The organism is Amycolatopsis sp. 195334CR, assembly GCF_017309385.1.
Classification (GTDB): domain Bacteria; phylum Actinomycetota; class Actinomycetes; order Mycobacteriales; family Pseudonocardiaceae; genus Amycolatopsis.
In genome coordinates, this window is the sequence record NZ_JAFJMJ010000001.1 from 976,606 (window position 1) to 995,911 (window position 19,306).

The following is a 19,306-nucleotide window of genomic DNA, read 5'->3' on the forward strand; positions in this document are numbered from 1 at the left end:
TAGATCATGCGCGGCACGGCGGTGGTGGTCGGTGGCGGGATCGGCGGGCTGGCGGCCGCGATCGGGCTGCGCAAGGCGGGCTGGCGGGTGCGCGTGCTCGAACGCGCGCCGCGCTTCACCGCGGTCGGGGCCGGGATCAGCCTGTGGCCGAACGCACTGCGGGCGCTCACCGAACTCGGCCTCGGCCCGCGGCTCGGCCCGCTGCTCACGCCGCAGGCCTCGGGCGGCCTGCTCGACCAGGACGGGCGCTGGCTGACCCGGTGGGACGCCTCGGTGTTCGAACGCACGCTGGGCCGCCCGCTGGTCGGCATCCACCGCGCCCACCTGCTTGAACTGCTGCTCGCCGCACTCCCGGAGGACTGCCTGGAGCCGGGCACCACCGTCGAATCGGCCGCCGGGCTGGACGCGGATCTGGTGGTCGGCGCGGACGGCATCCACAGCCGCCTCCGCGGTGACCTCCACCCCGGCCACCCGGCCCCGGTCTACAGCGGGACGACCGCCTTCCGCGGTGTCACCGCCCGCACCGACGACGTCCAGCTCGGCGTCACCCTGGGGCCGGGCGTCGAGCTGGGCGTGGTCCCGCTCGCCGGCGGGGACGTGTACTGGTACGCCGCGGTGAGCGCCCGCGAAGGGACCACTGTGGACGATCCGAAGGCGTACCTGCTCGACCGCTTCACCGGCTGGCGGTCGCAAGTACCCGCGCTGGTCGAACGCACGGAAACCTTACTGCACCACGACATCCACTGGCTCGGTACGCCGTTGCCGTCCTACGTCGGCGGCAACGTCGCGCTGCTCGGGGACGCCGCCCACGCGATGCAGCCCTTCCTCGGCCAGGGCGGCTGTCAGTCCATTGAGGACGCTGTGGTCCTGGCCGCGGCCGCCGCGCGCCACGACGACGTGGCATCCGTGCTCGCGCACTACGACCGCGAACGCCGTCCGCGCAGCCAGCGCATCGCCCGCAACTCGGCGAAGATGGGCAAGTTCGGGCAGCAGTTGGAGAATCCGCTCGCCGTACGGGCACGCAACACGCTGATCCGGTTGCTACCGGCGAGCCTGAGCGTGCGGGGTTCGATCAAGATGTCCGACTGGACACCGCCGCACATCGGAGTTCAGTCGCCGACGAGCCCGGCCTCGTAGGCCACGATCGCGGCCTGCACCCGGTTCTTCGCGCCCAGCCTGCTCAGGATCGTGCTGACGTAGGCCTTCACCGTGCCCTCCACCACGAACAACTTGCCCGCGATGTCCGCATTGGACATTCCGGCTCCGACCAGTGCCAGCACCTCCCGCTCGCGGTCGGTCAGCGCGGTGATCTGCTCGCGGGCCGCGGCGGCGCGGCTGAGGCGCTCGCCGGAGAGCTGGGCGATCACCCGGTGGGCCACCTTCGGCGAGAGGAACGCGGCCCCGTCCGCGACCGCGCGCACCCCGGCGACCAGCTCCCGCGGATCACCCGACTTCAGCAGGAACCCACCGGCCCCGGCGGCCAGCGCGCGGCCGATGTACTCGTCCTCGGAGAAGGTGGTCAGCATGATCACCGCGGTTTCCGGCACCAGCCGCCGGACCTCCTCGGCGGCGGACAGGCCGTCGAGGTTCGGCATGCGGATGTCCAGCAGCGCGACGTCGGGCCGCACCGAGCGCACGCGCTCCACCGCCTCCCGGCCGTCGGCCGCCTCGGCCACCACCTCGATCTGTTCGTCCGACGCGAGGATCGCGGCCACCCCGGCCCTGATCATCGGCTCGTCGTCGGCCACCAGCACGCGGATCAACGCTGTTCCCCCTCATCGGCGATCAAGTCCCGGCCGACCAGCCTGCCACCGGCGAAGCAGAGCCGGTACGCGTGGTCGCTGAACTCCAGCAGACCCTCGTCGGTGCCGTAGTACTCGCAGACCGCGCCCTCGGGCACCGGCGGCTCCGGCAGCCGCGCGCGGTACTGCTTCTGCCGCGACGGCAGCACGGCGACCAGGTCGGCGCGCTGCTGCCCCAGTTCCATGCCGAAGAACGCCGGCGCATCGAGCTTCGAGGTGACCCAGTCGTGGGTGTAGAAGACCGCGCTGATCCCGCTGAACACGGCCAGCAACGAGACCGGCACGCCGAGCCCGACCAGCAGCGTGCGGTTCGCCTTGCGCCGCCCCAGGTCCAGCGCGCGGGCTGCCTCGGAGCGTTCGGCCTCGGTCGCCGTGCTGTCGGCCGTGGGCGCGGCGTCGTGCGGCAGCCGCGCGCGCACCTCGAACCCGCGCGGGCCCGGACCGGCTTCGAGCGACCCGCCCACCAACCGGACACGCTCGCGCAGGCCGGTGAGCCCGCGACGGCCGCCAGGACGGCCCGGCAGTGGCCCGGCGGGCGGCGGATCATTGCGCACCGACACGACGGTCTCGCCGTCGGTGTACTGGACGCGGACCTCGGCGGCGGCACCCGGCGCGTGCTTCGCGACGTTGGTCAGCGCCTCCTGCACCACGCGGTAGGCGGCGCGGTCGACCATCGGCGGCACGTCCTCGGCGGGGGCCAGTTCGGCGTCGATCCGCAGGCCGGACGCCCTCGCCCGCTCGACCAGCGCGGCGATGTCCTCGCCGACCGGTTCCATCGGCGCGGTCGCGTCCTCGCGCAGCATGCCGATGATCTCGTGCAGCCGTTCGGTGGCCACGCCCGCGCTCTGGCGCAGTTCCCCCGCCTCCGCGCGCCGTCGTTCGGACAGCTCGGGCGCCATTTCCAGGGCACCAGCCCGCAGCGCGAGCAGGCTCAGCTCGTGCCCGAGGGAGTCGTGCATGTCCGCGGCGATCCGCGCGCGCTCGCGCAACCGGGCCTCGTCGGCGACGATCCGCTGTTCGGTCTCCAGCTGCTCGGCCCGCTCCCAGCCGTTGCGGACCAGGTCCTCGCGCAGCTTGAAGTACCGGCCCATCTGCCAGGTGAAGCCGGCCGCGCACGCCATCGTGGCCACCATCGCGCCCCAGCCGGCCAGCACGTCCTCGCTGACCACCACCGCGACCGGCAACCCGGCCAGCGCGGCCCCGCCGAAGACGAGCAGCGCGGGCTTCAGCTCCCCGGCCCGGCGCCCGGCGAAGAACCCGGCCACGATCATCAGCAGGATCGGCCACAGCGGCACCCGGCCACCGAAGTTGAACAGCACGCCGACCCCCGACACGCAGGCCACCGCCAGCGCGACCAGCGGCCACCGCCACGCCGTCGCCATCGTGACGGTGATCGCGAGCAGCCCGCAGACCAGCTCGACCGGCACCTCCGCGGTCCGGCTCTCGTAGGTCACCAGCGCGCACAGCAGCACCCAGACGACCACGGCGAGCAGCCGCTCCCACCTGCCGCGTTTCTCGTCCCGCACGCCGCGAACGCTACTGGCCGCCGCGCGGCCCGCAACACTGCCGAAAGTCAACCGATCCGGCGTTCGAGCACCGCGACCGCGTCGGCCGCACCGCCCTCGGCCTTGATCAGTTCACCCAGTTCGGCGGCCCGCCTCGCGTACGCGGGTTCGCCGGTCACCGCGCGCAGGGCCGCCGCGAGCGGGGCCTGCGCCAGCTCGCCGTACGGGATGGGCGCCGGCCCGACGCCGAGACCGTGCAGGCGGGCGGCCCACATCGGCTGCTCGACGTCCATCGGGATCCCGACCTGCGGGCGTCCGGCCGCGGCCGCCGCCGAGCTGGTGCCCGCCCCGCTGTGGCTGACCACCGCGGCGACGCGCGGGAACAGCCAGTCGTAGGGCACCTGGTCGACCACCAGCACGTCGTCCGACACCTCGTCGACCCGCAGCCCGCCCCAGCCGGCGACCAGCACCGCGCGCACCCCGGCCTCGCGGACGGCGGCGAGCACCGTGCGCGCGGTCTTCGCCGGATCGGCACCGACCAGGCTGCCGAAGGTGACGCACACCGGCGGCTCACCCGCGTCGAGGAACGCGGTCAGCTCGGCGGGCGGGGTCCACCCGGGATCGGCCGGGAGGAACCAGTAACCGGTGGTGTGCACCGACTCGGGCCAGTCGGCGGGCGGCGGCACGACATGCCTGCTGAACGCGTTCAGCACGGTGACGTGCTCGCCGCGCGGGTCGCGGAGGAAGTCGTGGCGGCCACGGCGTTTCGGTAGCTCGAGCGAGCCACGCCAGTCGTCGATGGTGCCGCGCAAGGCGAGTCCGGCGAGGCCGTCGAGGCGGTAGGTCAGGCGGTTGAGCGCCTTCGGCAGGCGGACGGGCGCGGTCGCGCACGGGAACTCGCCGGTCGGCACGTTGGTCGGGAACAACGACGCCAGCACCGACGGCACAGCCAGCTTTTCGGCGACGTGGTGCCCGGCGGTGATCGGGTGGTGCACCACCACGTCCGCGCCGTCGGCCGCCGCCGACCAGCTGTCGTCCAGTGCTTCCCGGGCCGCCGCCTTGACCGCCTGCAGGGACTTGGCGACCGCGCCCGCGCCCTTGCCGCTGTCCCTGGCCCGGCGGACCTCGTCGGTGTCGACGACCTCGATCAGCGCGTCGGTGATCGGGTGGTAGTCGAGGTCACCGGCCAGTTTCGCCGAGCGCGCGGGCCCGGCGAGCCGGACGCCGTGCCCGGCCGCGCGCAGGGCCCCGGCCAGCGCGAGGAACGGCTGCACATCCCCCTGGGACCCGTAGGTCAGCAGCAGCGCGTCCATCTCACGCGGTGGTCACGCCGACGAAGTCGCGCACCTGCGGCCAGGAGAGCTGGTAGGCGCGCACGTTGACCTCGTTGCCGTGGCGGGTGCGGTTGCTGAACCCGTGTTCGGCGCCCGGGTAGTGGTGGATGATGCTCGCTCCGCTCTCGCGCCCCTGGAGCGCGGACTGCAGTTGGGTGAAGCGCTCGGGCGGGACGAGGGAGTCGGCGCCCGGGTACAGCATCATCACCGGTGCCTTGATCCGCGCGCAATGGGCGATCGCGTCCACGGTGTGGTTCGGCGGGGTCTCGCCGGGCACGGTCGGGTGGTAGGCGACCGCGTTGACCAGGCGTTCGTCGCGCCCGGCCAGGATCAGCGCGAACCGGCCGCCGAGGCACCAGCCGATCACCCCGGCCTTCGCGCAGCCGAGTTCGCCGAGCAGGTGGTCGAGCAGTCGCGTCTGCTCGGCGAGCGCGGTCTCGTCGTCGAGTTCGGCGAGCAGTTCCTGGAGGCGTTCGATCGGGGTGTCGTCGCTGCTGGGGCCGTGCCAGACGTCCCAGGTCAGCGCGGTGACACCGCGTTCGGCGAGTTGGTGGGCGTATTCGCGGACCTGCTCCCCGATGCCGGTGATCATCGGGAGGAGCAGCATGCCGCTCTCGCTGCCGCCCGCCGGGCGGGCGAGGTAGGCGGACAGGGGGCCGACGGTGATGGTCGAAGTCTCGATCTCCGGTGCCATGAGTTCGACGGTAAACCCGGTCGCGATCCGGCATGATGCGGGGATGGCAACGAAGCGCAGCCTCGCCGAGCACCTGGGCGGCTCCCTCCCCGCGGGCATCGACTCCCTGTCCGAGGCCGAGCAGGCCGAACTAGCCGATGCCTTCGGCGAGGCACGCCGGCGTCAGTCGGCGGCGCTGGCCAGAGCGGCCGAGGAGGGGCTGAAGTACGTGCCCGCCCTGCTGCGCGGCGCGGTGCGGCGGGTGGTGGGCCTGTGACCACCTTGGACAGCCGGGCGGAAGTGCTGAAACTGGCCCGCTTGCTGGACGCCAACGACGAGCGCCTGTCCTTTTTGGCCAGGCTGGACGCCAGGGAACTCCGGCGCCTGCGCGAGCGGATGACCGACGTGCTGTTCGACGCCAACCTGCCGATGCTCCGCCGGATGGCGGCGGCGAGCAAACTGCTGCCGAGCGCCGTGACCGCGAAGATCGCCGAACGCGTCTACGGCCCGATGTTGTGCGCGCGGATCGCCGGCGTGATGGAGGCGGAACGCGCCGTCGACGTGGCGAAACGGCTGAGCACGGCCTTCCTGGCCGACGTGGCGGTGGAACTGGACCCGCGCCGCGTCAGCGAGATCATCGCGCGGATGCCCAGGCAGCGGATCCTGGAGATCGCCTCGGAACTGGTGGACCGCGAGGACTGGATCACCATCGGCCGGTTCGTCGGCCACCTCCCGGACGAGACGGTCGAAGCGGCCTTGGTGGTGCTGCACGATGCCGCCCTGCTGCACACCGCCTTTGTCCTGGACGACAAGGCCCGCGTGGGTCAGGTGGTCGAACTACTGCCGGAAACGCGCTTCGACGGCCTGGCCGCCGCGGCCGCCAAACTGGACCTGTGGGTGCCGACCTTCGACCTCCTGACCCACATCGGCAACGGTGACCGGGAGTTACTGGCGGGTGCCCTGCGCCGCCTGGACAAGGCCTCCGTCGCCCGAGCCCGCGAAAAGGCGGCAGAAATGGGCGTCCTGCACTACCTGGAGGCTTGACTTCGGACTCCGCGTCGCCACACTGCCCACGTCAGCGGCACCCCAGGCCGATAAGCCAAGTGCGTCACCGAAGGCGCGTCCAGCACGTGCAGATCCGCCCGCGCCCCCTCCCGCACATACCCCACATCGTCCCGGAGCAAGGCGCGTGCCCCACCAGCCGTCGCGGCCCAGACGGCTTCGTCGATCGAGAGGCCCATCTGCAGCACAGCCGTAGCCACGCAGAAAGCCATCGAAGTCGTGTACGAGCTTCCCGGGTTCGCATTGCTCGCCAACGCGATCACCGCACCGGCATCAAGCAACCGCCGAGCCGGGGCCAGCGGCTGCCGCGTGGACAAATCGCAGGCGGGCAACAACGTCGCCACCGTCGACGACCCCGCCAAAGCGTCCACATCAGACGCCGACAAATACGTGCAGTGATCCACGCTCGCCGCCCCGTGCGACACCGCCAGCTGAACCCCGGGCCCCTCCCCCAGCTGGTTCCCGTGGACTCGCAGCCCCAGCCCCTTCGCAGCAGCCGCCATCAACACCCGGCCCGTCTGCTCCTCGTCAAAAGCGCCGGTCTCGCAGAACACGTCCGCCCACCGCACGTGCGGCGCCACCGCGTCCAGCATCGGCCCGCACACCAAGTCCACATAGGACTCCGCATCCGCGCCCGGCGGCACCAGGTGCGCCCCCAGGAAGGTCACCTCGTCCGCCACGGCACCGGCCAGCCGAGCCGAGCGCTCCTCGTCCTCGACGCTCAGCCCGTACCCCGTCTTCGTCTCCAAACAGGTCGTGCCCTGCCGAGCCGCCTCGTCGGCGTGCCGCGCCAGGTTCGCCGCCAGGTCAGCATCCGAAGCCGCCCGCGTCGCCTCCACCGTGACCGCGATTCCGCCCGCGCTGTAAGCCTTCCCGGCCATCCGCGCCTCGAACTCGGCGGTCCGGTCACCGGCGAAGACCAGGTGCGTGTGGCTGTCCACCCACCCCGGCAGCACCGCGCGGCCACCGACGTCGACCCGTGAATCGGCCTCGGGCGCACCCCGCCCGATCCACGCGATCCGGTCGTCCTCGATCACCACCGAGACGTCCCGCTGCTTCTCACCGGTGTTGGTGGTCAGCTCGGAAATGCCGGTGATCAGTGTGCTCGCCACAGGTTTCCCATCTCCTCAGCCAGTTCCGCCTCGGGCCGCTCGATCAACTGGTGCGCCCGCGCGCGCACCACAAACCGACCGCCCACCACCACCTCCGTGACGTCCGGCGCCGACGCGGCGAACCACACGCCCGACGGCTCGCACCCCGCGGTCCGCACCGAACCCAGGTCCACCGTGACGAAGTCCGCCGCCGCACCCGGTACCAGCCGACCACATTCGTCCCAGCCGATGGCGGCGTGATCGGTGGCCGCGTCCAGCAGTTCGTCCACAGTGAACCGACCGCGGGCTTCCGCGCGCAACCGGTCGTTCAGTTCCAGCGCCCGGGTTTCCTCGAACGCGTCCACCACGGCGTGGCTGTCCGTGCCCAGGCTCAGCCGAACCCCGGCGTCGGCGAGTTCCCGCGCCGGCCCGATCCCGTCGCCGAGATCCCGTTCCGTGGTCGGGCAGAAGCACGCCCGCGTCCGCGTCCGGCCGAGCTGCCCGATGTCGGTGTCGGTCAGGTGCGTGGCGTGCACGGCGACCGTCGACTCCCCCAGCACCCCGGCGTCTCCGAGCAGGGCCGTCGGGGTTTTCCCGTGGTACGCCAGGCAGTCCTGGTTCTCCGCGCGTTGCTCGGACAGATGGACGTGCAGCGGCCGCTCCCCCGCCCACTCGGCCACCACCGGAAGCTGCGAAGCGGGTACCGCACGCACCGAATGCACCGCGGCCCCCACCCGGACGAACTCGCTCGGAGGCTGGAACGCCCCCGCTCGCACCGCCCAGCCATCGGCGTCACCGTCGCTGAACCGCACTTGGTGCGCACCCGGTTCGACCCCGAAACCCCCGGCGAGGTAGCAGGTGTCGAGCAGGGTCAGCCGGATTCCGGCGTCCACCGCGGCCCGTGCGAGCGCGTGGCTCATCGCGTTCGGGTCGGCGTAAGGCTTCCCGCCCGGCGCGTGATGCAGGTAGTGGAACTCACCGACACTGGTGAACCCGGCCAGCACCATCTCCGCGTAGACCCCGCGCGCCAGCCGGTAGTAGCTGTCCGGGTCCAACCGCTCGGCGAGCGCGTACATCCGCTCACGCCAGGTCCAGAACGTCCCGCGGTCGTGGTGCGTGCGGCCGCGCAGAGCCCGGTGGAAAGCGTGCGAATGCCCATTCGCCATACCCGGCACAGTAAGTCCGTTGAGGACCGTTCCGGCACGCGAAGAACCCGGGGTGACCGACTCGATCCGCCCGTCGGACACCTCCACCAGCACGTTCTCGGCCACCCCGTCCGGCAACCACGCCCGCTCGCACCAGAACGCCGTCATCGCGAAAGGTCCTCCAGCACGTCGGCCAGCGCCCGCGCGCCGTGGTCGACGTCCGCCGCCTCGGCGAACTCCTCCGGCGAATGGCTGATCCCGGTCGGGTTCCGCACGTAGAGCATGCCGGACGGCACGTGCGGCGCCAGGATCGCCGCGTCGTGCCCGGCCCCGGTCGGCAACTCCGGAACCCCGCCCAGCACACCGGAAAGCCGGTCGCGCAGACCACCGTCGAAGGCGACCGTGTCCGAATAGGACTCCTTCGACACGGTCACCGAGCAACCTTCCTCAGCAGCCGCTTCCCGTGCCGCACCGGCGATCTCCTCGACCAGCGACTCGGTCAACCCGGCGCCCGGCACCCGCGCGTCCAGCCACAGGTCCACAGTGGAGGCGATGACGTTCGTACCACCCGGCGTCGGCACCAATCGGCCGACCGTGGCCCGCGCGTCCGGCACCCCGGAAGCGATCCGGCGCACCGCGGCGACGGCGGCCGCGGCCGGGAGCATCGGGTCACGGCGGTCGGTCAGCAACGTCGCGCCCGCGTGGTTTCCCTGACCACGGAAGGAGAACCGCCATCGGCCGTGCGCGATCACCGTGCTGCCGACGGCCACCGGCGAGTCCAGGTCGATCAGCCCGCGCCCCTGCTCGACGTGCAGTTCGAGGAACCGCCCGATCCGCGACAGCGCCTCCTGATCCGGCCCGAACCGCGACGGGTCATACCCCGCCCGCAACGCCGCGTCGGCCAGAGTCGTGCCGTCAGGGTCCCGCAGCGCCCGCGCCTTGTCCGGGTCGATCGATCCGGTGAGCAGCCGCGAGCCCAGGCACGGCACGCCGAACCGGCCGCCCTCCTCCTCGGCGAACACCACCACGGCGAACGGCTTCCCCGGCGTGAACCCCTTGCGCTGCAAGATCCCGACGGCATCGAGTGCGCTGACCACCCCCAGGGGGCCATCGAACGCGCCGCCGCCGGGAACCGAGTCGAGATGGCTGCCGGTTACCGTCGCGTCCGGCCCCGGGGTGCCCCACCAGGCCCAGATGTTGCCGTTGCGGTCGGTCTCCACGTCGAGCCCGAGCCAGCCCGCCTCCGCGGTGAACCACTCGCGCAGCTCGGCCTCGGCCGGGTCGAACGCGTGCCGCGAATACCCGCCACGCGCCCGGTCCCGGCCGACGTCCATGATCCGGTCGAGCAGCCCGGACGCGGTCATTCGGCCTCCTTCATCGGCACCCGCACGCCGCGCTCGCCCGCGACTTCGGCCGCGCGCTCGTAGCCCGCGTCGACGTGCCGGATCACGCCCATGCCGGGGTCGTTGGTCAGCACGCGCTCGATCTTCTGCCCGGCCAGCGCGGTTCCGTCGGCCACGCAGACCTGCCCGGCGTGGATGGACCGCCCCATGCCGACGCCACCGCCGTGGTGGATCGACACCCAGCTGGCGCCGGACGCGGTGTTGACCATGGCGTTCAGCAGCGGCCAGTCCGCGATCGCGTCGGAACCGTCGGCCATTGCCTCGGTCTCCCGGTACGGCGACGCGACGCTGCCCGAGTCGAGGTGGTCGCGGCCGATCACCACCGGCGCGCTCAGTTCGCCGCTGGCCACCATCTCGTTGAACCGCAGCCCGGCCAGGTGCCGCTCGCCGTAGCCGAGCCAGCAGATCCGCGCCGGAAGTCCTTGGAAGGCAACGCGTTCCCCGGCCAGCCGGATCCAGCGCGCGAGGGATTCGTTCTCCGGGAACAACTCCAGCATCGCGCGGTCGGTGGCGGCGATGTCCTCCGGGTTGCCGGAGAGCGCGGCCCAGCGGAACGGGCCCTGGCCCTCGCAGAACAGCGGCCGGATGTAGGCGGGCACAAAGCCGGGGAAGTCGAAGGCGCGGTCGCAGCCGCCGAGCTTCGCCTCACCGCGCAACGAGTTGCCGTAGTCGAAGACCTCCGCGCCCGCGTCCAGGAAGCCGAGCATGGCGTCCACGTGGTCGGCCATGGACTCGCGCGAGCGATCGGTGAACTCGTCGGGCTTCTTGGCCGCGTAGTCGGCCCAGTCGTCGACCGCGATGCCCTTGGGCAGGTACGCGAGCGGGTCGTGCGCGGAGGTCTGGTCGGTGACGATGTCCACCTCGACACCCCGGCGCAGCAGCTCCGGCAGCACCTCGGCGGCGTTGCCGATCACCCCGACCGACAGCGCGCGCTGGTCCTTCTTCGCCGTGGTGACCCGGCGGATCGCGTCGTCCAGATCGTCGGCGATCTCGTCCAGGTACCGGGTTTCCACGCGACGGCGGGCCCGCTCGGGATCGCATTCGACGACCAGCGCGACGCCGTCGTTCATGGTCACCGCGAGCGGCTGCGCGCCACCCATGCCGCCGAGACCGGCGGTGACGGTCAGCGTGCCCTTGAGCGAGCCGCCGAACTTCTTCTTCGCCACCGCGGCGAAGGTTTCGTAGGTGCCCTGGAGAATGCCCTGCGTGCCGATGTAGATCCACGAACCCGCGGTCATCTGGCCGTACATGGTCAGCCCGAGCTGCTCCAGCCGCCGGAACTCCGGCCAGGTGGCCCAGTCGCCGACCAGGTTGGAGTTGGCGATCAGCACCCGCGGCGCCCATTCGTGCGTGCGGAACACCCCGACCGGCTTGCCCGACTGCACCAGCAGCGTCTCGTCCTGGTCCAAAGTGGTCAGCCCGCGGGTGATCGCGTCGAAGCTGGCCCAGTCGCGGGCCGCCTTGCCGGTGCCGCCGTAGACCACCAGGTCCTCCGGCCGCTCGGCCACCTCGGGGTCGAGGTTGTTGTGGAACATCCGCAGCGCGGCTTCGCTCTGCCAGTTCTTCGCGGTCAGCGCGGTACCGCGGGCGGCGCGCACGGTCCTGCTCATCGGCTTCCCTCCAAGGTGGCGTTGATCGTCTCGGTGACAGCACCCGAGGCGATGAGTTCTTCGGTGGCGGCGATCTCCGGGGCCAGGTGGCGGTCCGGGCCGGGGCCGGGCACGCGGGTGCGCAGCAGATCGCGCACCGCGGCGGTGACCGGGGCCGGCTCCAGCGGAGACCGGAAGTCCAGCGCGCGGGCGGCGGTCAGCAGTTCGACGGCCAGGACCGTCCGCAGGCCGTCGACCGCCTTGCGCAGCTTGCGGGCCGCGCTCCAGCCCATCGAAACGTGGTCCTCCTGCATGGCGCTGCTCGGAATGGAGTCCACTGAGGACGGAACGGCCAGCCGCTTCAGCTCGCTGACCACGGCGGCCTGGGTGTACTGGGCGATCATGTGCCCGGAGTCCACGCCGGGGTCGTGGGCGAGGAACGCGGGCAGCCCGTGCGAACGGGCCACATCGAGCATCCGGTCGGTGCGGCGCTCGGCGATGCTGGCCAGGTCGGCGACCGGGATGGCCAGGAAGTCGAGCACGTAGGCGACCGGCGCGCCGTGGAAGTTGCCGTTCGACTCGACCCGGCCGTCCGGCAGCACCACCGGGTTGTCCACAGCGGACGCCAGCTCGCGCTCGGCGACCAGTTCGACGTGGGTCAGCGTGTCACGGGCGGCGCCGTGCACCTGGGGCGCGCACCGCAGCGAGTAGGCGTCCTGCACGCGCGTGCAGTCCGGCCCGCGGTGGCTGGCCACGATGCCGGACCCGGCGAGCGCGGCGTGGATGCGACTCGCCGAAACGGCCTGCCCGGGGTGCGGGCGCAACGCCTGCAGATCGGCGGCGAACGGGCGGTCGGTGCCCAGCAGGGCCTCGATGCTCATCGCCGCGGTGATGTCGGCGAGGTCGAACAGGCGGCGCAGGTCCGCGCAGGCCAGCAACAGCATGCCGAGCATGCCGTCGGTGCCGTTGGTCAGCGCGAGGCCTTCCTTCTCGGCCAGCACCACCGGCTCGATCCCGGCCGACGCAAGCGCTTGCGCCGCCGGAACGACCTGGCCGTCGTGCACCACTTCGCCCTCGCCCATCAGCGCCAGCGCGACCGCGGCCAGCGGCGCGAGGTCACCGGAGCAGCCGAGCGAGCCGTACTCCGGCACGACCGGGGTGATGCCCGCGTTGAGCAGGCGGGCGAGGGTGTCAGCGGTGGCCGGGCGGACGCCGGTGTACCCGCTGGCGAGGGTCCGCAGGCGCAACAGCATCAGCGCGCGCACGACCTCGGTCTCGACGGGCTGCCCGGCGCCGGCGGCGTGGGAGCGGATCAGCGAGCGTTGCAGCGCGACGCGGCTCTCGACCGGGATGTGCCGGACGGCGAGCGCGCCGAATCCGGTGGACACCCCGTAGGTGGGCTGGGTGGCTTCGGCCAGCGCGTCGATGTGCTGGCGGGCGGTGGCGAGGCTCTTCCGCGCGGACTCGGTCAGTTCGACCGCCGCGCGGCCGCGCGCGACCGCGACGACCTGCTCCGCCCGCAGCGGGTCCGCGCCCAGGTGCACAGTTTCCGGCATGCCTGCCATTGGACCCCGGCGCGCGGGCGGGCAAAATCGGTGATCGAGTGGTTCCGTCTGGAATCCCAGACAGCAGGGAGGGGTGCGCATGGGCACCAGTTCCGACGTCCCCGCGCTCCGGCGCGGCCTCGGCATCCTGCGTGCGCTGGCCGAACGCCCCGGCCCGGTCTCGGCCGGCGCCATCGCGCGCGACCTCGGGCTGCCCCGGTCCACCACCTACCACCTGCTCGCCGAACTGGTGGCCGCCGGTTTTGTCACACACCTGCCCGACGACCGGCGGTACGGGCTCGGCATCGCCGCCTTCGAACTCGGCTCCGCCTACCTGCGCCACGACCCGCTCGAACGCCTCGCCGCCCCGCTGCTGCGCAAGCTCGTCGACCGCGTCGAGCACAACGCGCACCTCGGCATCCTGCACGGCGGTGAGGCGCTGTACCTGATCAAGGAACGCCCGGCGCGGCCGGAAACCCTGGTCACCGACGTCGGCGTCCGGCTGCCGGCGCAGCTCACCGCCAGCGGGCGCGCGATGCTGGCGCACCTGCCGACCGCGCACGTCCGCGCGTTGTTCCCGACGGCGGCGGCCTTCGTCCGGCGCACCGACCGCGGCCCGCGCACCCTCGCCGAGCTGCGCACCACGCTGAACGCCGAGCGCCGCCGCGGCTGGGCGGTCGAAGACGGGCACGTCACACCGGGGTTCGCCTCGGTGGCGCACCCCGTGTTCGACCACGGTCACCGCCCGCTCGCCGCGATCAGCGTGACCTTCCGGCACCTGTGCGACGCCCCGGCCGGTGCCTGTGGTCAGGACTGGCCGGGGATCGCCGAAGAGGTCGGGCGCACCGCCGCGGAACTCACCTCACGCATCGGCGGCGCGTGAACCACCTAGTGTCGTCTGCCCGCCTCGGCCGGGATGCCGAGCATTTCGAGTAGTTCCGCGCATTCCCTCGCGTCGGAGGAGTGCTGCGCGACCGTGCGCGCGGCTCTGCCTTCCTGAACGTCGCGGTGGATCTTCTCCTCCGCCTTGACTCCGGCCAGGTAGCTCGTGTCGGCCGCCGGGTCGGTGACGCTGCCATGCCTTGCCCAGGTCATCTGGCACCTTCTTCCGGCCACGCTCGATCGCGTGTCCCCCATCAGCATGACATGAGCTTGATCACGGAGCGACAGCGGCTTCGACCGGCCGCGCCCGCAGCGCGAACCACGCGGGCACCAGCGTGGCCAGCAGCGCCAGCGCCGCCGCTCCGCCGACCACCGCCAGCAGCACCCCGATCGGCCCGTCCGGCACCGGCGTGTCGCTGATCACCAAGCTGAACGGGACCAGCGAAGTCAGCGAGACGAATCCGCCCAGCACGATCCCGGCGACCGCGACCAGGGTGGCCTCCACCGCGGTCATCCGGAGCACCTGCCCGCGCGTCGAGCCGACCAGCCGCTGCAGCGCGAACTCGCGCCGCCGCTCGGCCGTGGCCAGCACCAGGGTGTTGACCAGGGAAATCACCGTGTAGCCGACGATCATCGCGACCAGCAGGTAGTTGATCACCGCGCCGACGTCCTGCTGCTCGGCGTTCGCCGCGGTGACCGTCGCCCGGTCGGCGACCACCAGCCCCGGCTGGCCGAGCCCGGCCACCGCCGACGCGATGTCGGCACCCGGTTCGGCCTTCACCAGGATCTGCGGCACGGTGCCCGCGTCGGTGTGCGGGGCGAGCAGCGCGGCGGGCACCAGGCCCACTTCGTAGCCCGCTCGTCCGCCGACCAATCCGGCGATGCGTACCTCGGTCGTGGCACCGTCCCCGAAACGGAGAGTGATCGTTTCGCCGACGGACTTGCCGACCGATTCGGCCAACGCGGCAGGCAGCGCGATGGTGTTGCCGCGCAGATCGCCGACGCTGCCCGAGGTGAACGGCACCGCCATCGTCTGCGCCGCGCCCTCGGCGGTGACGCCCTGCAGCGGCAGGCCTTCCTCGTCCTGCCAGCCGTCGTCGAAGTCGGTGACAAAGCCGGAGCTGGTGACCAGTGCGGACGCCCCGGCCACCCCCGGCCGCCCGGCGACCTCGTCGACCAGCGCCGGGTCGAACCCGCCGGTGGTCGACGCGAGCACCGAGTCGGCCCGCAGGTGCTCGCTGAACGCGCGCTCGCCGGCCGCGCTCTGCGTGGTCTGGAGGTAGATCATCGACAGCGCCATGCCGCTGGCCAGCATGATCGGGGTGATCGCGGCGGCCATCCTGATCCGGCGGTTCTTCGCGTTGAGCAGGGCGAGCCGCCCGCTGAGCCCGGTCAGCGCACGCAGCGGCCAGCCGAGCAGGGCGATGGCCAGCCGCGCGATGCCCGGCCCGAGCAGCGCCAGCGCGATCGCCCACAGCATCACCGTCGGCCCGGCGGTGCTCGCCGCGATCGGCCCGGTCATCACGGTGAAGGTGATGATCACCAGCGCGGTCCCGCCGCCCAGGCAGAGCAGCGCGATGATCAGCCGGGGCGCGCTCAGCCAGCGCCGCGGCACCGCCGACTCGGCCAGCGCCTCGGTCGGCCGTGCCCGCGCGGCCCGGCCACCGGCGACGAACGCCGCGCCGAACGCGGTCAGCAAACCGGCCCCGGCCGCGCTCACCATCGGGATCCAGCCCTGGTGGAAGACCATCTGCTCGACCACCACCCCGCGCTGGGCGAGCTGGTCGAAGAGGAAGCGCCCGAGCAGCTGCCCGGGGAAGTAGGCCAGCGCGGTGGCGAGGACGCCGACCACCATCGTCTCGCCGAGCACCATCCGCCGCAGTTGCCCCGGCGTGGTGCCGATGGCCCGCAGCAGCGCGAGTTCCCGCGCCCGCTGCTGCACGGACAGCCCCAGCGTGGAGGCGACCACGAAGATCGCCACCGTGGTGGCCAGGCCGCCGAAGACCCCGGCGAGCGTGATCAGCCCGGTGCCGCCCTCTTCCGCCTTCGGGAACTCCGCGCGCCCGCGTTCGTCCCCGGTCAGCGCCACCGCGGACGCGCCGCTGATCGCTTTGTCGACCCGCTCGCGGAGCGCCTCCACGTCGGTACCCGGCGCGGCCAGCACGGCGATCGCGTCGACGGCCCCCGCCTTGCCCAGCAGGCGACCGGCTTCGGTGTCGGTGAAGAAGGCGGCGGGCGCACTGGTCGACCCGGTCACGGTGAACCGCTCGACCTTCCCGCGCACGGCCAGTTCGACCACGTCACCCGCCTGGCGACCGGCGTCGGCGGGCAGCACGACCTGCCCCGCCTTGGCCGGCGCACTGCCGGTGACCAGCGCGTTCCCGGCGATCACGGCGGAGCTCCAGCCGTGGCCGTCGAACTGGCGGCCGTGGTCGTGGACGGTGAAGGTGACGTCCGGCAGGGCGCGTTCGACGCCCTGGACCTGGTCGATCTTCGCGACCAGTCCGGCGTCGACGCGGACGCGTTCGGAGAGCACACCGGTGTCCGCGTCCCGGTCGCCGTCCTCGTCGGGCGTGGCTGACCTCGGCAGGTCGAACAGCTGGTCACCGGTGACCACGATCGGCGCGGCCGCCAGCCGCTCCGGTGGGACCGCGCTGCGGATCCCGGTCTCCATCAGGCCACCGCAGGCGAGCACGATGGCGGCGCCGAAGAACAACGCGATGAACGAGGCGGCGAACCCGCCCTTGCGGAAGCGCAGCATGCGCGTGGCGAGCCGGAACATCAGCCGTGCACCCCGGCCCCCGCCGCGGCGAACGCGCCGAGGTGCGTCATGCGCTCGGCGACCAGTTCGGCGGTCGGCTCGAACAGCTCGTCGGCGACCCGGCCGTCGGCCAGGAAGATCACCCGGTCCGCGTGCGAGGCGGCGACCGGGTCGTGGGTGACCATCACCACGGTCTGGCCGGCGAACCGCACGGACTCCCGCAGCAGGCCGAGCACCTCCAGCGAGGTCTGCGTGTCCAGCGCACCGGTCGGCTCGTCGCCGAAGAGCACCGCGGGCCTGCTGACCAGCGCCCTGGCGATCGCCACGCGCTGCTGCTGACCGCCGGACAGCTCACCCGGCAGGTGCTTGCGCCGGGACGCGAGCCCGACCCGCTCGATGATCGCGTCGACCGCCGCGCGGTTCGGCTTCTTGCCGGACAGGCGCAGCGGCAACGTCACGTTCTCCAGCACGTTCAGCGCGGGCAGCAGGTTGAAGGCCTGGAACACGAAGCCGACGCTCTCCCGGCGCAGGCGGGTCAGCGCCACCTCGTTCATCCCGCTGAGCTCGTGGCCGTCCAGCACCACCGAGCCGGAGGTCGGCCGGTCCAGCCCGGCCGCGCAGTGCAGGAACGTGCTCTTGCCCGACCCCGACGGCCCCATCACCGCGGTGAAGCTGCCCCGTGAAAATCCGATCGTTACCCCGTCCAGTGCGACGACGCGGTTACGCTCGCCGCCGTAGGTCTTGACCACCGAGGTCAGGCGGACCACTTCCTGGTTCATGTCCCCTCCGCTTCCTTGCTGCTCAAAGAGCATGTCGAGCGGGCGCGACCGGAACCATGGGGTGTACGGGCACAATCAGGGTGGGGTTTTCCCCACCCCGCCCGTTCGGTGGCCCCCACCCATACCCGGGTTGGGTACCATGGTCCGAGACGACACGATCGAGCCAAGGGGTGCGAAATGGCCAGCTACAGCGGCGACAAGGAGGCGTACCTCAAGCGGCTGCGCCGGGTGGAGGGCCAGATCCGCGGGTTGCAGCGGATGGTCGAGCAGGACAAGTACTGCATCGACATCCTCACCCAGGTCTCCGCCGCGACCAAGGCGCTGCAGGCGTTCTCCCTCGAACTGCTCGACGAGCACCTTTCCACCTGCGTGGTGGACGCGGCCGCGGCGGGCGGCAAGGAGGCCGAGGCGAAGGTCAAGGAGGCCTCCGAGGCGATCGCGCGGCTCGTGCGCTCCTGAAGTACGCCACCAGGGCCCCGCACCGGAGACGGTGACGGGGCCCTTCGCTTTTCCCGGTGAGCGGACCCCGTTGGACACGGTACCCCCCTTGGGTATAGATTCGGGAGCGAGCGCACACCCACCGGAAAGGACGCACGAAGATGACCGAGACGACCTACGCGGTGACCGGGATGACCTGTGAGCACTGCGCCCGGTCCGTGACCGAAGAGGTCGCCAAGATCAGCGGCGTGACCAAGGTCGACGTGGACCTCGCCGGCGGTGCGGTCACCGTCACCAGCGAGAACGCCATCGACGACGCCGACGTGCACGCGGCCGTCGACGAGGCCGGTTACGCGGTCGCGAGCTGATGAACACCGCCGCGAAGCTCTCCGCGTACGGCGCGGCGCTCGTCCTGGTCGCCGGGGGCGCCTGGGCGGTCGGCGGGGCCGCCGGGCCGATCAACGCCGCGGAGGCACCGGCGGCGGAGCATTCGGACGCGCACTCGCCCGAGGCGGCCGAGCCCGCCGGAGCAGCCGCCGAGCTGCCCGGCGGGCTGGCCAGCTCGCTCAACGGCTACACCCTGGTGCCGTCCACCACCACCCTGCCGACCGGCACCACCCAGCCGTTCACCTTCCGCGTGCTCGGCCCCGGCGGCACCCCGGTGACCGCCTTCGACGTGGAGCACGAGAAGCTCCTGCACCTGATCCTGGTGCGCCGCGACACCGCGGGCTTCCAGCACCTCCACCCCCAGCTCGCCGCGGACGGCACCTGGTGGATCCAGCTCGGGTTGCCGCAGGCGGGCAGCTACCGGATGTACGCCGACTTCAAGCCGACCGGCGGACCGGCCACCACCCTCGGTGCCGACCTGTCCGCGCCGGGTGACTACCAGCCCGCCTGGTACCCGCCGGCAACCGAGTCCGAAGTGGACGGTTACCGAGTGCGCCTGGACGGCGACCTGGTGGCCGGGCGGTCGTCGAAGGTGCGGCTGACCGTCACCAAGGACGGCCGCGAGGTCACCGATCTGGAGCCCTACCTCGGCGCCTACGGCCACCTGGTGGCGTTGCGCGGCGGCGATCTCGCCTACCTGCACGTCCACCCGGACGAGACCGCGGGCGCGGGGCCGTCCATCGACTTCCACACCGAGGTCCCCTCCCCCGGCACCTACCGCCTGTTCCTGGACTTCCAGCACGGCGGCAAGGTCCGCACGGCCGAGTTCACCGTCGAGGCACGCGGCGCCGCCCCGGCGGCACCGGCACCCTCCGGCGATGACGGCCACGGCCACTCCCACGGCTAAGGAA

19 protein-coding genes are annotated in these 19,306 nt (G+C 72.4%); 7 read left to right on the forward strand and 12 right to left on the reverse strand.

The genetic code is table 11. The features are described 5' to 3' along the window. Window positions 1-6: 6 nt before the first annotated feature. A complete protein-coding gene (locus JYK18_RS04880) occupies window positions 7-1,137 on the forward strand; it encodes an FAD-dependent monooxygenase (RefSeq protein ID WP_206800964.1) in 1,131 nt (376 codons plus the stop codon). Here JYK18_RS04880 and JYK18_RS04885 read toward each other — a convergent pair. Genes JYK18_RS04885 through JYK18_RS04900 form a run of 4 tightly spaced genes read right to left on the reverse strand, consistent with a single transcriptional unit; the run spans window position 1,110 to window position 5,335 of the window. Next, a complete protein-coding gene (locus JYK18_RS04885; protein WP_206800965.1) occupies window positions 1,110-1,763 on the reverse strand; it encodes a response regulator transcription factor in 654 nt (217 codons plus the stop codon). The two genes, JYK18_RS04880 and JYK18_RS04885, sit on opposite strands and share 28 nt — an antisense overlap. Further along, a complete protein-coding gene (locus tag JYK18_RS04890; RefSeq protein ID WP_206800966.1) occupies window positions 1,760-3,328 on the reverse strand; it encodes a sensor histidine kinase in 1,569 nt (522 codons plus the stop codon). The genes JYK18_RS04885 and JYK18_RS04890 overlap by 4 nt, the downstream gene beginning before the upstream one ends. Before the next feature lie 47 nt (window positions 3,329-3,375). Next, window positions 3,376-4,620: a glycosyltransferase gene (locus JYK18_RS04895; RefSeq protein WP_206800967.1), complete on the reverse strand. Its 1,245-nt coding sequence runs from the start codon at window positions 4,618-4,620 to the stop codon at window positions 3,376-3,378. A 1-nt stretch (window position 4,621) separates the two neighbouring features. Next, window positions 4,622-5,335 (reverse strand): dienelactone hydrolase family protein, encoded by a 714-nt coding sequence (locus tag JYK18_RS04900; protein WP_206800968.1) that lies wholly within the window; start codon window positions 5,333-5,335, stop codon window positions 4,622-4,624. Between the two features lie 43 nt (window positions 5,336-5,378). On the opposite strand from JYK18_RS04900, the gene JYK18_RS04905 reads away from it, so the two are divergent. Then, complete coding sequence (locus tag JYK18_RS04905) at window positions 5,379-5,591, forward strand: hypothetical protein (protein WP_206800969.1); 213 nt, start codon at window positions 5,379-5,381, stop codon at window positions 5,589-5,591. Beyond that, the gene (locus JYK18_RS04910) at window positions 5,588-6,358 is read left to right on the forward strand and encodes a hypothetical protein (protein ID WP_206800970.1); all 771 of its coding nucleotides are present in this window, start codon (window positions 5,588-5,590) and stop codon (window positions 6,356-6,358) included. The genes JYK18_RS04905 and JYK18_RS04910 overlap by 4 nt, the downstream gene beginning before the upstream one ends. Here the strand turns inward: JYK18_RS04910 and hutI are convergent. From hutI to hutH, 5 genes are read right to left on the reverse strand one after another with little or no spacing between them, the layout of a single operon-like run. Continuing rightward, the gene (hutI, locus tag JYK18_RS04915) at window positions 6,343-7,488 is read right to left on the reverse strand and encodes an imidazolonepropionase (protein WP_206800971.1); all 1,146 of its coding nucleotides are present in this window, start codon (window positions 7,486-7,488) and stop codon (window positions 6,343-6,345) included. The genes JYK18_RS04910 and hutI overlap by 16 nt on opposite strands. Beyond that, a complete protein-coding gene (locus JYK18_RS04920) occupies window positions 7,473-8,780 on the reverse strand; it encodes a formimidoylglutamate deiminase (protein WP_206800972.1) in 1,308 nt (435 codons plus the stop codon). The genes hutI and JYK18_RS04920 overlap by 16 nt, the downstream gene beginning before the upstream one ends. Beyond that, window positions 8,777-9,976, reverse strand: coding sequence for an allantoate amidohydrolase (locus tag JYK18_RS04925; protein WP_206800973.1), 1,200 nt, complete (start codon window positions 9,974-9,976; stop codon window positions 8,777-8,779). Before JYK18_RS04925 ends, JYK18_RS04920 begins: the two co-directional genes overlap by 4 nt. Next, entirely contained in the window at window positions 9,973-11,625 is a 1,653-nt protein-coding gene (hutU, locus tag JYK18_RS04930; protein ID WP_206800974.1) for a urocanate hydratase, read from the reverse strand. Before hutU ends, JYK18_RS04925 begins: the two co-directional genes overlap by 4 nt. Next, window positions 11,622-13,160, reverse strand: coding sequence for a histidine ammonia-lyase (hutH, locus tag JYK18_RS04935; RefSeq protein WP_206800975.1), 1,539 nt, complete (start codon window positions 13,158-13,160; stop codon window positions 11,622-11,624). Before hutH ends, hutU begins: the two co-directional genes overlap by 4 nt. 88 nt (window positions 13,161-13,248) lie before the next feature. On the opposite strand from hutH, the gene JYK18_RS04940 reads away from it, so the two are divergent. After that, window positions 13,249-14,031, forward strand: a complete 783-nt coding sequence (locus JYK18_RS04940) for an IclR family transcriptional regulator (RefSeq protein WP_206800976.1) — start codon at window positions 13,249-13,251, stop codon at window positions 14,029-14,031. A 5-nt stretch (window positions 14,032-14,036) separates the two neighbouring features. Here JYK18_RS04940 and JYK18_RS04945 read toward each other — a convergent pair whose 3' ends face one another. From JYK18_RS04945 to JYK18_RS04955, 3 genes are all read right to left on the reverse strand, one after another. After that, window positions 14,037-14,243 (reverse strand): hypothetical protein, encoded by a 207-nt coding sequence (locus JYK18_RS04945; RefSeq protein ID WP_206804432.1) that lies wholly within the window; start codon window positions 14,241-14,243, stop codon window positions 14,037-14,039. Between the two features lie 61 nt (window positions 14,244-14,304). After that, window positions 14,305-16,812: an ABC transporter permease gene (locus JYK18_RS04950; RefSeq protein WP_206800977.1), complete on the reverse strand. Its 2,508-nt coding sequence runs from the start codon at window positions 16,810-16,812 to the stop codon at window positions 14,305-14,307. Continuing rightward, window positions 16,812-17,570: an ABC transporter ATP-binding protein gene (locus tag JYK18_RS04955; RefSeq protein WP_206800978.1), complete on the reverse strand. Its 759-nt coding sequence runs from the start codon at window positions 17,568-17,570 to the stop codon at window positions 16,812-16,814. The genes JYK18_RS04950 and JYK18_RS04955 overlap by 1 nt, the downstream gene beginning before the upstream one ends. A 177-nt stretch (window positions 17,571-17,747) precedes the next feature. Here JYK18_RS04955 and JYK18_RS04960 point away from each other — a divergent pair, with 177 nt between their 5' ends. The 3 genes from JYK18_RS04960 (at window position 17,748) to JYK18_RS04970 (ending at window position 19,302) form a co-directional block, all read left to right on the forward strand. Beyond that, window positions 17,748-18,029 carry a metal-sensitive transcriptional regulator gene (locus JYK18_RS04960; protein ID WP_153029523.1) on the forward strand — a complete coding sequence of 94 codons (282 nt, stop codon included), beginning with the start codon at window positions 17,748-17,750 and terminating at the stop codon, window positions 18,027-18,029. A 140-nt stretch (window positions 18,030-18,169) separates the two neighbouring features. Next, window positions 18,170-18,376: a heavy-metal-associated domain-containing protein gene (locus JYK18_RS04965; RefSeq protein ID WP_206800979.1), complete on the forward strand. Its 207-nt coding sequence runs from the start codon at window positions 18,170-18,172 to the stop codon at window positions 18,374-18,376. Next, window positions 18,376-19,302: a hypothetical protein gene (locus tag JYK18_RS04970; RefSeq protein ID WP_206800980.1), complete on the forward strand. Its 927-nt coding sequence runs from the start codon at window positions 18,376-18,378 to the stop codon at window positions 19,300-19,302. The genes JYK18_RS04965 and JYK18_RS04970 overlap by 1 nt, the downstream gene beginning before the upstream one ends. Window positions 19,303-19,306: the final 4 nt, after the last annotated feature.

Excerpts from the sequence above, each read along its gene's own strand:
- JYK18_RS04880 (WP_206800964.1), top strand. The coding sequence starts at position 7 with ATGCGCGGCACGGCGGTGGTGGTCGGTGGCGGGATCGGCGGGCTGGCG.
- JYK18_RS04895 (WP_206800967.1), bottom strand. The coding sequence starts at position 4,620 with ATGGACGCGCTGCTGCTGACCTACGGGTCCCAGGGGGATGTGCAGCCG.
- JYK18_RS04900 (WP_206800968.1), bottom strand. The coding sequence starts at position 5,335 with ATGGCACCGGAGATCGAGACTTCGACCATCACCGTCGGCCCCCTGTCC.
- JYK18_RS04905 (WP_206800969.1), top strand. The coding sequence starts at position 5,379 with ATGGCAACGAAGCGCAGCCTCGCCGAGCACCTGGGCGGCTCCCTCCCC.
- JYK18_RS04920 (WP_206800972.1), bottom strand. The coding sequence starts at position 8,780 with ATGACGGCGTTCTGGTGCGAGCGGGCGTGGTTGCCGGACGGGGTGGCC.
- JYK18_RS04925 (WP_206800973.1), bottom strand. The coding sequence starts at position 9,976 with ATGACCGCGTCCGGGCTGCTCGACCGGATCATGGACGTCGGCCGGGAC.
- hutU (WP_206800974.1), bottom strand. The coding sequence starts at position 11,625 with ATGAGCAGGACCGTGCGCGCCGCCCGCGGTACCGCGCTGACCGCGAAG.
- hutH (WP_206800975.1), bottom strand. The coding sequence starts at position 13,160 with ATGCCGGAAACTGTGCACCTGGGCGCGGACCCGCTGCGGGCGGAGCAG.
- JYK18_RS04940 (WP_206800976.1), top strand. The coding sequence starts at position 13,249 with ATGGGCACCAGTTCCGACGTCCCCGCGCTCCGGCGCGGCCTCGGCATC.
- JYK18_RS04945 (WP_206804432.1), bottom strand. The coding sequence starts at position 14,243 with ATGACCTGGGCAAGGCATGGCAGCGTCACCGACCCGGCGGCCGACACG.
- JYK18_RS04950 (WP_206800977.1), bottom strand. The coding sequence starts at position 16,812 with ATGTTCCGGCTCGCCACGCGCATGCTGCGCTTCCGCAAGGGCGGGTTC.
- JYK18_RS04955 (WP_206800978.1), bottom strand. The coding sequence starts at position 17,570 with ATGAACCAGGAAGTGGTCCGCCTGACCTCGGTGGTCAAGACCTACGGC.
- JYK18_RS04960 (WP_153029523.1), top strand. The coding sequence starts at position 17,748 with ATGGCCAGCTACAGCGGCGACAAGGAGGCGTACCTCAAGCGGCTGCGC.
- JYK18_RS04965 (WP_206800979.1), top strand. The coding sequence starts at position 18,170 with ATGACCGAGACGACCTACGCGGTGACCGGGATGACCTGTGAGCACTGC.
- JYK18_RS04970 (WP_206800980.1), top strand. The coding sequence starts at position 18,376 with ATGAACACCGCCGCGAAGCTCTCCGCGTACGGCGCGGCGCTCGTCCTG.